General features: G+C 47.0%; 13 protein-coding genes. 4 read left to right on the plus strand and 9 right to left on the minus strand.

Translation table 11 applies throughout. From position 1 onward, the window contains the following. Window positions 1-56: 56 nt before the first annotated feature. Complete coding sequence (locus WC734_00445) at window positions 57-536, minus strand: hypothetical protein (protein MFA6197611.1); 480 nt, start codon at window positions 534-536, stop codon at window positions 57-59. A gap of 271 nt (window positions 537-807) precedes the next feature. Here WC734_00445 and WC734_00450 point away from each other — a divergent pair, with 271 nt between their 5' ends. Then, the gene (locus WC734_00450) at window positions 808-2,328 is read left to right on the plus strand and encodes a glycosyltransferase family 2 protein (GenBank protein MFA6197612.1); all 1,521 of its coding nucleotides are present in this window, start codon (window positions 808-810) and stop codon (window positions 2,326-2,328) included. On the opposite strand, the gene fmt is transcribed toward WC734_00450, so the two are convergent. The 4 genes from fmt to WC734_00470 form a co-directional block, all read right to left on the minus strand. Next, window positions 2,299-3,240, minus strand: a complete 942-nt coding sequence (fmt, locus tag WC734_00455) for a methionyl-tRNA formyltransferase (GenBank protein ID MFA6197613.1) — start codon at window positions 3,238-3,240, stop codon at window positions 2,299-2,301. The genes WC734_00450 and fmt overlap by 30 nt on opposite strands. Continuing rightward, window positions 3,237-3,725, minus strand: coding sequence for a peptide deformylase (def, locus tag WC734_00460; protein ID MFA6197614.1), 489 nt, complete (start codon window positions 3,723-3,725; stop codon window positions 3,237-3,239). The genes fmt and def overlap by 4 nt, the downstream gene beginning before the upstream one ends. 13 nt (window positions 3,726-3,738) lie before the next feature. Further along, the gene (priA, locus tag WC734_00465) at window positions 3,739-5,613 is read right to left on the minus strand and encodes a primosomal protein N' (protein ID MFA6197615.1); all 1,875 of its coding nucleotides are present in this window, start codon (window positions 5,611-5,613) and stop codon (window positions 3,739-3,741) included. 106 nt (window positions 5,614-5,719) lie between these two features. Further along, the gene (locus WC734_00470; GenBank protein ID MFA6197616.1) at window positions 5,720-7,111 is read right to left on the minus strand and encodes a hypothetical protein; all 1,392 of its coding nucleotides are present in this window, start codon (window positions 7,109-7,111) and stop codon (window positions 5,720-5,722) included. Window positions 7,112-7,251: 140 nt separating this feature from the next. Here WC734_00470 and WC734_00475 point away from each other — a divergent pair, with 140 nt between their 5' ends. From WC734_00475 to WC734_00485, 3 genes are all read left to right on the plus strand, one after another. Next, window positions 7,252-8,127: a WecB/TagA/CpsF family glycosyltransferase gene (locus WC734_00475; protein MFA6197617.1), complete on the plus strand. Its 876-nt coding sequence runs from the start codon at window positions 7,252-7,254 to the stop codon at window positions 8,125-8,127. A 91-nt stretch (window positions 8,128-8,218) separates the two neighbouring features. Next, window positions 8,219-9,700: a glutamate--tRNA ligase gene (gltX, locus tag WC734_00480; GenBank protein MFA6197618.1), complete on the plus strand. Its 1,482-nt coding sequence runs from the start codon at window positions 8,219-8,221 to the stop codon at window positions 9,698-9,700. A 107-nt stretch (window positions 9,701-9,807) separates the two neighbouring features. Next, window positions 9,808-11,130, plus strand: a complete 1,323-nt coding sequence (locus tag WC734_00485) for a peptidoglycan DD-metalloendopeptidase family protein (protein MFA6197619.1) — start codon at window positions 9,808-9,810, stop codon at window positions 11,128-11,130. A 231-nt stretch (window positions 11,131-11,361) separates the two neighbouring features. Here WC734_00485 and WC734_00490 read toward each other — a convergent pair whose 3' ends face one another. The 4 genes from WC734_00490 to heR all read right to left on the minus strand — a co-directional run bounded on the left by WC734_00490 (window position 11,362) and on the right by heR (window position 14,574). Next, window positions 11,362-12,456, minus strand: a complete 1,095-nt coding sequence (locus tag WC734_00490) for a hypothetical protein (protein MFA6197620.1) — start codon at window positions 12,454-12,456, stop codon at window positions 11,362-11,364. Window positions 12,457-12,528: 72 nt separating this feature from the next. Next, window positions 12,529-13,116, minus strand: a complete 588-nt coding sequence (locus WC734_00495) for an HD domain-containing protein (GenBank protein ID MFA6197621.1) — start codon at window positions 13,114-13,116, stop codon at window positions 12,529-12,531. A gap of 81 nt (window positions 13,117-13,197) precedes the next feature. Then, the gene (locus WC734_00500) at window positions 13,198-13,776 is read right to left on the minus strand and encodes a hypothetical protein (GenBank protein ID MFA6197622.1); all 579 of its coding nucleotides are present in this window, start codon (window positions 13,774-13,776) and stop codon (window positions 13,198-13,200) included. An 18-nt stretch (window positions 13,777-13,794) separates the two neighbouring features. Then, complete coding sequence (gene heR, locus WC734_00505; GenBank protein MFA6197623.1) at window positions 13,795-14,574, minus strand: heliorhodopsin HeR; 780 nt, start codon at window positions 14,572-14,574, stop codon at window positions 13,795-13,797. Window positions 14,575-14,581: the final 7 nt, after the last annotated feature.

Below are 14,581 nucleotides of genomic sequence, written 5' to 3' on the forward strand. Positions count from 1 at the left end.
CAAGAACAAACTCAAGCGCTGTTGGTGAGCGCCTGAGTTTGCCTGTGTTTAACTTATTAATTAATTGGTAGATTGGCTGATTGATGTCCGTGACCTCCCGGGCAAGCTTCCTGGCTGGTCAGGTTGTAGTCCGCGTCGAAGTAGGCTCGTACTCGGCTGCCATCGGTTTTAGCCAAGTGTACTTCGTAGACGCTACCCGACGAAACTTTTACTATTCGTCGAATGGTACTACCCGGAAAAGCTTTGAGTGCGGCGTCAGTAACTTTTGTGGCAATGTCGCCGGTCAAAAGCTCTTCGGATCCAGTGTTTGCGCCTCTATGCATGCCCCTGGAAAAATTGGCTCGGTTCGCTGGAGTCGCATTGATCGTGGTGTCCGTTGTTGCCGTTGTCGTCACCGGAGTTGTGGCGGTCAGGGCGGTATCTTCAGCTCTGGCCGGATTGGTTCGGATAAGCGAACCGATGCCGGTGCCGATTAGAATCGCGATGACTGCCAGACCGATAATTACAGATCTATTCTTAGTTAGTATTGTTGTCACCTCCAATCTACCCTATTCGTAGGGTATTAATAGAATAAATCAACTGGCTGAATTTTTGCTTAGTATATATCCGCTATAAAATTCAATAGTCAGATTATATTCAGGTTAACGAATTTACCACTTGATAATATTATTCAAATGGAGTACAATATTCTGGAAATGACTGGCGAATTCGCAACAAAGCTGGCCGGCGCGCCGAGCCCATAAAACAGGCACAAACGCGTTTCGTCAGGTTTTTTTAACCCCTCGTTATAACTTCTGATTGGTGGATATGTTTCATCTGTCCGACCGAGCCAAATATCGCACGTTAGAGATGATCCCCGGCGTAGCCGTCTGGAGTTCGTTTTTGATTGTGATCCTGCTGATCTTCTTTCGTCCCTTGTGGGCGATATATTTTATTATTGTATTTGATTTTTACTGGATGGTGCGGGTGATCTATATCATATTCTACACGGTAGTATCGTATAAAAAGTTTCATACCGCATTGGGTATCGACTGGATGGAGAAATGCCGTCAGCAGCCGAATTGGGAGCGGATGTATCATATGGTGTTCTTGCCAACCTATAAAGAACCGCTGGAAGTATTACGGATGACTTTGACAAGTTTAACTGCGGTTGATTATCCCGTACGCGAAAAGATGATTATAGTCATGTGTTTTGAAGAACGTGACACGGTGAACGCGCATAATTATGCCGCGGCGGTTCAGCAAGAGTTTGCCGGAAAGTTCGCGGATATGATTGTATCATTTCATCCGGTGGGTATCGAGGGTGAAATGCCAGGCAAGGGTGCGAATATGGCCTGGGCGGGACGGATTGCCAAAAAATACGTGGATGAGCGGGGGATACCATACGAAGATATATTGGTATCGGCTTTCGATGTCGATACCTGCGCCCACCCGAAATATTTCAGTTATTTAACATATCAATTTTTGAAGTCGGATCGGCCTTTACGCCAGAGCTACCAGCCGGTCCCGTTGTTTAATAATAATATTTGGGAAGTGCCGGCGATTATGCGGGTGGTATCAACCAGCACCACGTTTTGGCTGATGAGCGAACAGCTGCGCCCCGAACGGCTGTTTACGTTCGCGTCGCATAGTATGAGTTTCCGGGCGCTGGTGGATGTGGATTTTTGGCAGAACGATATAGTAACAGACGATTCGCGGATATTTCTACAGTGTCTGATGAAATACGACGGCGACTATGTGGTCAAACCGATGTATATACCAATCTCGATGGACGCGGTAGCCGGGCGGAATATTTGGCACGGGATGGAAAATCTTTACAAACAGCAACGGCGCTGGGCCTGGGGTGTCGAACACTTTCCCTATATGGTGTGGTTTTTTGCTAAAAATAATAAAATAGCTTTGAGTAAGAAGCTGCACTATGTCTGGAATCTGGTTGAAGGGATGTATTCCTGGGCGACCGCGCCGATTATAATCTTCGTGCTGGGGTATTTTCCGTTACGCATGGCCGATGACGTCGTGAAGTCTACCGTGATTGCCCAGAACGCTCCGTTCGTACTCCAAACGATCATGACGCTAGCCATGGTAGGATTGCTCGTTAGCGCCGTATTGAGCGTTTATCTGTTGCCGCCGAAACCGGTCAAATACCACGGTTCGAAATTTGCCATCATGCTGCTGCAGTGGGCGTTGTTGCCGATTACGATGATTGCGTTTGGCTCGATTCCGGCTACCGAAGCGCAGACCCGCCTGATGCTGGGTAAATATCTGGGTTTCCGAGTGACCGACAAGATCCGGTCAAAATCAGCCGAGCCGGCTCCCCAAAAAGCCTGAGTGGCCGCGGACAAAGTCCTGTATGGATTGGCTATTCTTTGAAGCTGGCTTGATTGTTATTGGCCAAAGCACGCCCTGCGCAGTCGCAATTCCAATCCGGCCATCGCTTTCAAATACTGTACCTGGTGGTTGATTAACTATTTCGTTAGTGGCGGTCGCGGATAGTATTTCGATTTTAATTTCTTGCCATTGTGTGTAAGAACCGGGCCAGGGCTGAAAGGCTCTGATTTGACGTTCGAGATTAACGGCCGGTTGGGACCAATCCAGCCGTCCAGACTCTTTCCTGAGCAATGTGGTAGCCGTAGACAGGCTGTTATCCTGTGGTTGGGGGTGAAGTTCACCTTGGATATACTTTGGCAATTGCTGGGCTAGCCAATCACCGCCTACGGCCGCCAGCCTGGCAGTCAGGCTGGGCGTGGTTTCATTGGGTTCGATCGATACTTCAATCTGGGAAAGAATCGGTCCGGTATCAAGTCCCGGATCCATTTTCATCAAGGTCCAGCCGGTGACATTATCACCGCTTAGCACAGCCCACTGGATCGGACTGGCACCGCGATATTTCGGCAGCAGGGAAGCATGCAGATTCAAACAACCGAACTTGGGCAGCTCTAGTATGCTTTTAGGAAAGATTAAACCGAATGCTACGACCACGAATACGTCGGCGTTGATCGATCGAAGCTGTTCAACGATGGATGGATCTTTAAACGTGGCAATTTGCAACACCGGCAATCCATGTCGTAGAGCCGCTAATTTGACCGGCGGCGGCGTTAGAACGCGTTTGCGGCCTACCGGGCGGTTCGGCTGGGACACCACCAGCGCCGGCGCCAAGCTGTTCTTCACTAGCGCATCTAGAAAAGATATCGAGATTTCAGGTGTGCTAAAAAAAACTACTTTGAGCGATGGGGTGATCACAACTTTGACTCCGCGTGTCCGGGTTTGGCTTGGTGCAGCTTGTGCGCACGGTCGATAAATAACACGCCATCCAGATGGTCAATCTCATGCTGGATCACTCGCGCCAATAAGCCCTCGGCTTTAACCTTGACCCGCTGTCCGGTGATGTCTGTCCATTGGGCGGAAATAATGCGCGGGCGGCGCACCATGCCGTAAACGCCCGGGACACTCAAACAGCCTTCTTCGTCTGACTCTTTGCGCCAGGAACGTCGGGTGATAACTGGGTTAATGAGGGTCATGGCGCCTTCTTCACCGGCGATAATGACCAGACGGATATTTTGGCCAGTCTGCGGCGCAGCGATGCCGATGCCGTCGGATTGATACATCGTTTCAGTCAGATCGCGCACGAAAGACTGAAATTTTGGTTGCGTCAAATCGGCTGACTTTATGGCCGTCGATTTTTGTCGTAAGCGGGGATCGCCTTCGGTAATTATTTTCAATTTCATAATAGGTGATAATTTACAATAATGACTGAGGCTGCAGGTCCATTAGCCATCGGTCACTGCTTAATTTTAGCAGATCGCGTATCTCCGGCCAATACTTCGGCGGATACTTGAGCACCAATTCCCAGCGGTATTGCCCGCGCGTTTTGGCAATAAATGACGGACTGGCGTGAAGAATTTCCACGTCCGGTATTTTCGCGGCTCGTTTTTCCAGCTCGGCGGATAGCTCTTCCGCCTCTTGGATCACTTTCTTCTGAATCTTGCCCTTTAGAATCAGCCGCGCTAGATCTTTTAAGGGTGGATAGTGAAATAAGGCCCGCTGTCTCATCTCCTCGGCGTAGAATCCGTCCAAGTCAGCTTGGGCGCCAAATCGTACGGCATGATGCTCGGGTTTGAAAGTTTGAAATACCAAAGTGGCGCCAGGCTTGGTTTCGGCCACCGCCAATGACATTTGTCGAAAAGTTTGTTCCGGCGCGGAAAAATCGGGCAGCGCCAGCAATTGATCAACCGACACAAATACAATTAGATCAACCCGTTCCAATATCTCCGCAGTTAAAATAATCTGCGTCCCGATAATTATATTGGTATCAGTTGGAATTGGGGCGCTGCCGGCTTCACGCAGAGCAATTTTAGCATCCGGATACAGTGCCCGTACTTCGGATTCAAGCAGCTGAACACGCCACCCGCTGTGTTTAAAATCCGTACCCTGGCAAGTCGGACAGTTTATCGGCATATCCATAGTATATTCGCACAAATGACAGCACAAAATCTGGTGTTTGGGTTTAAATCGATGCAGAATTAATGGTCGCTGGCAGCGCGGGCAGCTAAAACCGTGCCCGCAGTCGCGGCAAACAAAACCAGTTGACTCACCGCGCCGGTTGAGATACAGCACCGTTTGTTTATGCGCTTTCAGGTTAGCGGCTATGAAACGTTGAACGCGCTCGCTCAACATAGTCCGGTTGCCAACTTTGCGTTCATCGTTCATGTTGGCGATGAAACTCGTTGGCGCGGGTCGCGTCGAACGCAAATCAACCAACTGTATTTTACCCGTGCGATAAGCGCGCCAGGTAGACAAGCGCGGCGCCGGACTGATCCAATGGATGCCCGCGCCGGTAATTTCCTGCAACAGACGCGCTACTTGTTCGGTGTGATAGCGCGGATTCATTTCCGTCTGGCGATGGTTGGCATTATCTTCCGCGTCAATAACGATCAAATCCAGGCGCTGGTGGGGAAGCCAAAGCGCGGAACGCGTTCCGATAACCACGGCCGGCTGTCCAGATGACAACGCGGCCACTTTCTGCCAGTAGAGCGACCGAGGTAATTGACGGTGTATGACCAGCGGACGATGATTATATAGCGCCGATTCCCAAGCTTTGACTTGACGTATTTCCGGGCTAATAATCAAGATATGCTTGCGCTGCTTGATAGCTTGGCTAACCTGCTCGTTGATATACTCGACTTTCTCTTGGTTAGTCAGATGCCAGACAAGGCTGTCGGACTGCCAGATGGTTTTTGATTTTCGAAGACTGGGATGTTTTAACACAGCCTGGGTTGGAGCCAAGATCCCGCGCCGGGGCATATCGCCGATAATCATATTTACCACCGTGCCGGGTGAGACTAGAAAATCTTCGGCAAACCGATCGATCAGCTGTCGTTGGATGGAGCTGAACCTAATATTTTCTATTACGCTTTGGATTGGCTTGATTTGCGACGGCTTGAGCTGCGAACGAGCGCTCATTGACCAAACTACCGCCGGTACAGTCTGATGCCGGAATTTAGTCAGGACTACGCTGCCCGGCATTACCTGCCTGGCTAATTCTTCCGGCAAAGAGTAGTCAAATATATCGAGTGACCGAGGCAGTCTGAGCGATGGTATTAGCTTGAGATACATAGGGAAACATTAGACTAGATTACGCTGATATTGTACCATTTTCATCCGGGAACCCAAACTGAGTACCAATTAGGTACTCATTCGTTCGCTGATTCAAGTCGTGTGATTAATTGACGTTGATTGGATCTCCGGTCGGGTGCATTTCCAGCGCCTTATCCGATGTCTTGATAATGTTTTTCCACTTGTAACCCAGCTGGTTGAAAGCGTCCATAGAACCGATCGGTCTTTTTAGTCCGTCCGAAATGACATAGACGGATTTCGAGTTCGGTGAAGTGACCAGCTCGCCGTCCTTAAACTTGACCGGATCACCCGCGGCATAGCCGGCAATTTCGGACTCGTCGATTCTGATAACTTTGGTCTTGGGAAAACGAGACTGCATAATTTCTTTAGACCAGATGGCGTGCCGCACGCCATTTTCAACGAAAACAATACCGCCGGTTTGTTTCGATTGCAACAGGGCGCCAGTCGGATAAATGCTGTTCAGGGTAATGTTAGTGCCATTGGTGTAGTCTTTCAGATCAGCTTCCGTCACGGTGATGACCTCTTCGGGATTGTAGCCCAACTGACGAAATACTTCTTGTGATTCGATCAAACGTTTTTGTCCGTTCAGGATTAAATACATGCTGCCATCTGGACCACCCAGAATACTATATTCGGAGAAGCGGATCGGTTTGCCATCAGGATACTTATCCAATTCCTGTTGGGGAACCTGGATGACATTTTTTGAAGTATAGTTGGCGGTGAAAGCCGACTTGGACCAGAAGGCGCGCTTGGTGCCAAACTGAATCAAATACACGGCGGGATTTCCTTTTACCTGGAGTAATGTGCCATCGGGATAAGCGGTCGCGAACCATTCTTCATATTTTTTCCAAACCAAGGAACTGCCACCTACATCCTGACGTCCGCCGCCCCATTTTCCGACCCAGGGAGTGTAAGTGTATAAAACCGCTGTAGCCGCGTTCATTGGTGTGACGGAAATACCATCAAGTGTTTGTTTCGTTATCATTGGGCCCCAGCCCGATATGGTCGTACCGTTTTTCGCAATTCCGCCCAGGTAATAATCACCGCGTAATGATTTGGCGGCCCAATTAACTTGGTTAAAGAACCCCTTATAGGCTGGGTTACAACCCGAACTGTCTGGGCAGGCAAAACCGGTGGCATAATCGATTTGCTTCTGCGTTGGGTTGGAGTCGGTCACCAGACTCTGTTCTACCTGCATCCGGACCAGCAAATATTTTGGGCTGATGCCCCAGTATTTACCGGCATCGTAGATTACATCGGCGGCCGACTTTTTGCCGGTTAAGGTATCAAATTTCATGGTCGCCAGTGCGCTACCTTTGGTTTCGAGAAACTTCTGGATACGGGCGCTGGACATGGTGTTGGCATTCATCAGATCGTCGTCCGAAATCAAATATCCCGGACGAAATGTGGCAGCCAGCATCGGTGCCGGCATGATAAATGCCCCCACAAATAGGAGAATGATGATTTTCTTAAACATTTGTTGAATCGGTAATAGTATTTTGCTCGATTATTATAACACGATGAACGCTGGTGTCCAACCGGATTTTTCATATGGTATAATACATATTGACAGAATTATTCAGAATTTAGTTGTTAAATGCAATAAATCTAAGATACATGTCTGAAAATCATTACTCTGCGCGCGTAAAAATCATCAATCTAGCCGGATTGAAAATAACCGCAGAATCAAAAACGGTGATCCTTCGCCAAATTAGCGAACGTCTGCAGCAAGGATATAAAACATTCATTACCACGCCGTACTCGGAATTTTTGTTGGCCGCCCGCCGCGACCCGAAGGTTTTGGATACGCTCAATCGTTCGGATATCGCGATTGCCGATGGCATTGGCGTCATCTGGGCGGCCAAATACTTATCACTGCGATTAACGGCTCGATCGCGTTGGTTACGATTCATTCAAGCCATTTGGCAAATGAAATACACCGGAGCTTCGATATTACTCAAGCCAAGATATGTTTATTCGATTATTCCAGAAAAAATTGTCGGTGCTGATTTCGCCTGGGATTTGGCCGGGTTGGCCGAAAAAAACAATTGGTCAGTCTATTTGCTGGGGGGATTTGACGATACGTCCGCGCGCGTAGCCGAAATATTTCGACGGCGCTACCCAAAACTAACCGTACACGAATCGAATAAGAATCCGGAAAACAAGACCTCGTTAGAGGATATCAAAGCTGTCAAACCAGACATATTGATGGTGGCCTATGGGCCAATCCGACAGGAACAATGGATCGTGGACAATTGGGCTATTTTGCCCGTAAAAGCCGCGATCGGTCTGGGAGGCACATTTGACTATATCGCCGGTAAACGCTCCAATCCACCCCGTCTGGTGCGTTATACGGGCCTGGAGTGGTTATTCCGTTTATTTACCCAGCCAAAAAGGGCCAAAAGAATCTATCGAGCCACATTTGGGCTAATCGGCGAAATGATTAGATACAAATTAACAAGTAACAAATATCAGATAAAAAATTCGACATAAAGTAGCGGCGGTTTTTAAACCTCCATTGACGGAAATAATAACAATATCGTAGTTAACGTATTCACCTATATGTGATACCCTTGAAAACACCATGAATAACAATCAATCATCATCTAATATCCGCGTTCGTTTCGCCCCCAGCCCCACCGGGGAACTGCACATTGGCGGTTTGCGCACAGCGCTTTTTGATTATTTATTTGCCCGTCAAAACGGTGGAAATTTTGTATTGCGCATTGAAGATACTGACCGAGCCCGTTTCGTGGAAGGGAGCGAACAGCGCTTGATTAATACGCTGACGCAATATGGTTTGTCGTATGATGAAGGCCCGGGTAAAGAAGGTAAATATGGGCCATATGTGCAATCACAGCGCTTAGATATTTATCGTGAACACGCCAACCGGTTGTTAGAAAAAGGCGCGGCTTACAAGTGCTTCTGCACGCCGGAACGTCTCACCGAGGTTCGCGAATTGCAAATGGCTCGTAAAGAGCCGCCGCGGTACGACCGGCATTGCCGTAACTTATCGGCCGATGAAATTGAACAATTAGAATCTGCCAAAACTCCGTTTGTCATCCGCCAAAAACTACCGGAGCAGGGGAGTGTGTCATTTACGGACCTAATCCGAGGTGATGTGTCATTCGACTACGCGCTGTTGGATGATTCCGTGTTGCTCAAAAGCGATGGTTTTCCCACATATCATCTGGCCGTGGTAGCGGATGATCATCTGATGGAAATAAGCCATGTGTTGCGAGCCGAGGAATGGCTGCCCAGTACGCCGAAGCACCTGTATCTTTATGAATCATTCGGTTGGACACCGCCGTTGTATGCCCATCTACCGCTAATTCTAAGCCCCAAGGGCGGCAAGCTAAGCAAGCGCGATGGCGCGGTATCGGCCCAATCATATTTGGACGAAGGTTATCTGCCGGAAGCGGTAATAAACTTCATCGCTTTTTTGGGTTGGAATCCCAAAACCGAGCGGGAAATATTTTCACTGGATGATCTGGTCAAAGAGTTTAAGATCGAACATATCAACAAAGCCGGCGCCGTGTTTGATAAGCAAAGACTCGATTATCTCAACGGTCAGTATATTCGCGCACTGGATATTAACCTTTTAGTAAAAAGGTTAATGCCATTCTATCAGCAAGCGGGAATACCGACAGACGACGCTGATAAACTAACCAAAGTGACGGCCCTGGTTAAAGACCGATTAGTAAATCTGACGGAAATTGGCCACTTGGCAAAATTCATATTCGATCTATCGGAATATGAAGCGGCGTTGCTGTTGCCTAAAAAAGAAACAGACACTGAAAAGATAAAAAAGTCATTAGAACTCTCGAGCGAAACTTTACAAAGCATCGAATCTAAAAACTTCACCAGTGCCGCATTGAAACAAGCACTGACTGAAATGATTTCCCGGGTAGGCAGCAATAACACCTCCATACTCTGGCCTTTGCGGGTGGCGCTTTCCGGACAAGCCGCTTCGCCGGATGTGTTTGAAATCGCGGAAGTTTTGGGTCAGGAAGAAGCGATCAAACGAATCGATGCGGCAATAGGCAAATTAAATACGAAATCCTAATATTGAAATCATAAGCAATTCGGTATTGTTTAGGAATTAGAAATTCGATATTAGTATTTGTGTATGTATTTGCAATAAAAATGCCATTTTGGTATAATACCCATGTAATGAATACAAAATACACTCAAATTTTGCGATATAGTCGAATCGCTTTCGCCATAGCGGCGTTGTTTATTGTGTTCGGACTGGGCTCAATTGCTTCCAACGCGCAGACAAATGACAATGCCGATATTAACGCGAATACCAATACTGACGGTACGCCGAATACCCAGCGGGAGGGGAGCAATGCCGACGGTCTCAGCGCCAACGAAGAAGTTCTTCAGCTAAATCTACAGATTCAGGAAAAGAAACAGGCGCTGGATCAACTCAATCAGCAAAAAGCCGAATATGAGCGAAATTTGGCCTTGAAACAGCAGGAAGCATTATCTCTAAGCAGTGAGATCGGATCGCTTGATGAACAAGCCAAGAAAACGCAGATTGAAATTGATATCGCGAATAACGAGATCGATACTCTTAAGCTTCAAATCAAAGAAGTCGATGGCAAAATAGCCGATCGAGAGAAGGACATCGTCGACCGCAAAGATCAGTTGAGCGGCTATGTCCGCCAGCTGAACCGGATGCAAAATACGAATTTGGTCCAGGTGCTGTTAGCTAATGATAAGTTTTCCGATTTCTTTAACGAACTGAATTCGGTCGAAGATCTGGAGCACCGGCTCAAAGGTTCGCTGGATGAAGTAAAGCTGTTGCGTGAAGAACTCCAAAGTGTGCAGGATGATTTGGAGCGTAAAAAAACCGATCTAGACAATGCCACGGCGAAACTTGAGGGTACCAAGGAAGAATTAGCCGGCCAATTGGATTACAAAAGTAATTTGCTGGACGCGACCAAGGACAACGAGGCGCAATATCAAGAAATGCTAGCTGCGGTAAAAACAGAGCAAAGTTCGGTAAATTCTGAACTGAGTCAAATTGAAACTAGTCTAAGGTCAAAGCTGGAGGGGGATAATCAGCTGACAGATGACAGCAAAGTATTATCTTGGCCGGTGAATCCGTCAAATGGAATAACAGCGACATTTCATGATCCCACCTATATTTTCCGACGCCTCTTTGAACATCCGGCTATAGATATCAGAGCCAAGCAGGGGACCCCAGTCAAAGCAGCCGCGTCGGGTTATGTGGGACGCGCTAAGGATTCTGGACTTGGTTACAGTTATATCATGTTGATTCATGCGGGCGGTATTTCGACCGTGTATGGCCACATCAGCCAGATTAACGTCCAAGAAGACGCTTATGTGACCAGGGGACAGATCATCGGCCTCAGCGGTGGGATGCCTGGGACGCCCGGTGCCGGTAAATTAACCACCGGTTCGCACCTACATTTCGAGGTCCGTAAAGACGGCATTCCGGTTAATCCGTTGAACTACCTGCCGTAGAGAAAGTTAATTGGCTGAATAGATAATTAGTTATTTATAGATTACCGCCTATCAAGCCTTACAGGCTTTGTTTGTGATTAGGGGACAACAGCGCTAGATTTGTTATGGCGTCGCACAATATACAATTTACGGCCCTATAGAATATAGCCATTGTTTTAATGGGGTTTACAAATACCGGGCCGATCCCCGGTTTTGTCATTCATTTTGAATTATTAATTCTAAATTTAGAATTTATTTATAGTATGCCCTAGGCAGATACCTGACATCAATGTATGAAACTTTATTTATGTCAGTAATCTTCTCGTTTAATAACACGCCGATGGCGTTAATCTGGTCATCGACCAGCTCATCAGCTGAGAAATAGATATCGGTGTCTTTGGCCACATTTATCAGGACTTCCCGGGCATAACGGCCGGTGGGCACCTCTTTGGTCTCACAGGGGGCCTCTGTATTGGAATTTAGACTGTTATTGGTATCAGATGTCGTATTTGAGTTAGAATTTACGTTAGCGGGGCGTATATTGGCATTTCTGGTAGACGAATTTGTGTTACCGTTGCGATTCGAGTTGCTATTCGAATTGTTATTAGAATTTGAATCGGCTTCATCAATACATACGGTGCGAACACTTTCCCTGATGATCGGTGTCGCGTAATTTATTTTTAGCTCGGAGAAGCGACTTTTGATACGTTGGCTGGCATCGATAATTGTTTCTGCTTGTGCCGCTGTTATTATTTCAGCACCGATCGTGGTAGTAGCTTTGGCGATATTCTTTATTAGAGGAAGATCAGGTGCGGGTTGTTCTTCGGAAACTGTTACAGGACTGAATACGACTCCCCTATTATCAAGTAAAAAATATTGTTTCGAATCAACCTGCCACAATATCGCCGCGGTGCGCTCTTTTACCATTATCACAATCTTTTTCAGATTTGGTTTGGTTGCATTGAAAGACTCAAATGAAGCCCGGCCCTCTAGTTTTTTTAAAAGTGTCTGGGAAAGCCCGTTAGGATTAATCAGCCAGCCATTATCGCCCGGTAAGAACAGCACGCGTCGCTGTTGTAAGTAGTCTGACAGCGAATCTCTAATCATGCGTTCGTGATCGGGTGTGGCGCCCGTAACGGTGATATTAGAGATGCGCCAGAAACCACTAAAAGCCACTAGATATGCTAATCCGGCCAGCACCACTAAGGCTAACCAGAAATATATTTTAGCCCGACGCTTTCTAGTTTCTTTTGGCGTTGTCCGTGGAAAATAAGGATTGCGAAATTGCAGCTGTTGACTAACGTATTTTCGTGACGGGTTTTGGTCGTTTGGGCGACGAATATCCATAAAAGTTATAAGTAATTAGCTGTCCCTGCCTCTCCCCCCACGTTAGACTCCTAACTCTAGTGTCGCAAAATACTATTTAATATCAAATTCCTTGGCAGCTAAGGCGTAGACGTGCTTGTATTCGGTCAGAATGTCATTGTGTAACGAGGCTTTTAACGTGGTCATTACCTCTTTGTGGAACCAGATCAATTGATCCTTGGGTGCGTTGAATCTCGACCAGATGGCGTCACCCAGATCATAATGCGCCTCCAGCATCGATTGCAGATTATGTATTTTATCGGCGCAGCAGACCATCAAGCCCTCAAAGCTGTCGGTTTTTAAGTGGCTTAGATAGTTCGTTTTGCGCGTTTCCCACGTAGCCCGATTGGTTTCTATCGAATCGTCGGGGTTCTTATCTTCGGTGACCTCCTTAACGATTCGGACTACCTCGGGGCCGAATTCGCGCGTCATATCGGATTCGGTATATCCCGATACGTCCTCAAGGACATCGTGCAATAATCCCGCGGCGATAATCTGATCATTATCGGTATAGCGTGATAGTAAGAACCCAACCGAAAATGGATGGACAATAAAAGGTAAACCGCCGATCCGGCGTTTTTGATTGTGATGCAGTTCGCTGGCGCGATTGATCGCGCGTTGGATAAGCGGGGTCAATATCATTGGTGAATTATACCTTTTTGCTGTTAAAAAACCAAACAAGCCAACCATTTATGAAAGTGTCAGCGGTAATTACTAGGCATATTATCGATTAATTGGACAAACCAGCTCAATACATCGATCAAAGCCGCTTTGCCCGCAAATACAATCTTCGGCTGGCGTCAGTTCATAATCACATTTATCGGCCTGCATTCTAGCGGAATCGCAGACACAACTATACTCCACCGTGCAATCAGGCCGCGACTGGCATTCTACAATGTTGCTTAACGATGTGCAGGCAGATTGACGATTGGTGCTATTGTTTAAAATCGCGTTCTTATTTTGATTAGAGCGATATCGAGCCGCCTGGTTGGTAAGATAAAGAGAGTTATTCCTTAGTGAGCTATGCGAGGTTTTATCGTTTGCACCGCGCTGGAAAAAATAATAAGCTCCGACAAATGCCACAGCTAAGAATATCAGCATAATGATAATCGAAAGGGTGAAAAAAAACGTAGAGCTGTTTAATTCCATCGATCCCCTACTACCCGATGAACGGCGCAGCCAGAACTTTCTGTGGTGAGTTTTTTCCTCAGGCATTGCAGACAGCAACTTGGCATCAGGCAGTAATGGTTTAGATCGATGCTTGCTGGATGTGTTTGTTCGCCGCCGCTTGCTGGCTGCCATAAAAAGGTAGTGTGTGATCTAAACGGGACGCAATGTACCGGCCCAGACTTGCCAGGCTAAGAGTGATTTGGCCACTAAACTCAGGATGATATATGTCCGCTCGCCATAAAGATAATCTTTCCATCGCCCAATCTTTTTGTACTGAAGCACCATATTAATCGCAAATACGTTGAAAAACAGAAAAATGGAAAAGAATATCCAATAAACAAAGGTCGGTGGCTTGGAGCCGTCCGTACCTGAACCAAACAAATATAGCGCCGTAGCTACCCAAGGAATCGCTCCGGCAATCACGCCAAACCAATAAGACGTCCAATTAGTCCGTTCGGTGGTTTGATTGTGCAGCTCCATCATCCAACCAAACAAAATCATCATGGCATTCAAAAAGAATACCAACAATAGACTGACACCATCATACATCCCGACCAGCATGACAACCACAACCATCATTAATGACGAACTAAACGAGTATTCAACCCAGCGAGCGATATTCATCCCCTTCTTAAGGTTGTTGGTATACCAGGCGAAAACACCCGGTAGACTGATAATCAAATGCGCTAAAGCTGATAAAAACAAGAAACCAGCCACGAGCGGGCCGATCGGTACAGAAAATGATTCATTAATAAACGGCAATAATCGTTGAGCCGCCAGATCATATCTTACAAAAGCAGTCGTCACGGGTAAAGTAAAATCTGTGCTCAAAATCAGCATTAGAATGCCCTGGATCAAATGCAACCCCCCGGCACAAAGATTCCATACTCTTAGCCTTTTAAATTGATCGTCATTCGAAAATATTGACATTAGATTT

This window comes from Patescibacteria group bacterium, assembly GCA_041661625.1.
Taxonomy (GTDB): domain Bacteria; phylum Patescibacteriota; class Patescibacteriia; order JAHIZJ01; family JAHIZJ01; genus JBAZUB01.

What these genes read in the sequence shown, in the direction of transcription:
- WC734_00450 (MFA6197612.1), top strand. Translation starts at nt 808, where the DNA reads ATGTTTCATCTGTCCGACCGAGCCAAATATCGCACGTTAGAGATGATC.
- def (MFA6197614.1), bottom strand. Translation starts at nt 3,725, where the DNA reads ATGAAATTGAAAATAATTACCGAAGGCGATCCCCGCTTACGACAAAAA.
- priA (MFA6197615.1), bottom strand. Translation starts at nt 5,613, where the DNA reads ATGTATCTCAAGCTAATACCATCGCTCAGACTGCCTCGGTCACTCGAT.
- WC734_00470 (MFA6197616.1), bottom strand. Translation starts at nt 7,111, where the DNA reads ATGTTTAAGAAAATCATCATTCTCCTATTTGTGGGGGCATTTATCATG.
- WC734_00475 (MFA6197617.1), top strand. Translation starts at nt 7,252, where the DNA reads ATGTCTGAAAATCATTACTCTGCGCGCGTAAAAATCATCAATCTAGCC.
- gltX (MFA6197618.1), top strand. Translation starts at nt 8,219, where the DNA reads ATGAATAACAATCAATCATCATCTAATATCCGCGTTCGTTTCGCCCCC.
- WC734_00485 (MFA6197619.1), top strand. Translation starts at nt 9,808, where the DNA reads ATGAATACAAAATACACTCAAATTTTGCGATATAGTCGAATCGCTTTC.
- WC734_00490 (MFA6197620.1), bottom strand. Translation starts at nt 12,456, where the DNA reads ATGGATATTCGTCGCCCAAACGACCAAAACCCGTCACGAAAATACGTT.
- WC734_00495 (MFA6197621.1), bottom strand. Translation starts at nt 13,116, where the DNA reads ATGATATTGACCCCGCTTATCCAACGCGCGATCAATCGCGCCAGCGAA.
- WC734_00500 (MFA6197622.1), bottom strand. Translation starts at nt 13,776, where the DNA reads ATGGCAGCCAGCAAGCGGCGGCGAACAAACACATCCAGCAAGCATCGA.
- heR (MFA6197623.1), bottom strand. Translation starts at nt 14,574, where the DNA reads ATGTCAATATTTTCGAATGACGATCAATTTAAAAGGCTAAGAGTATGG.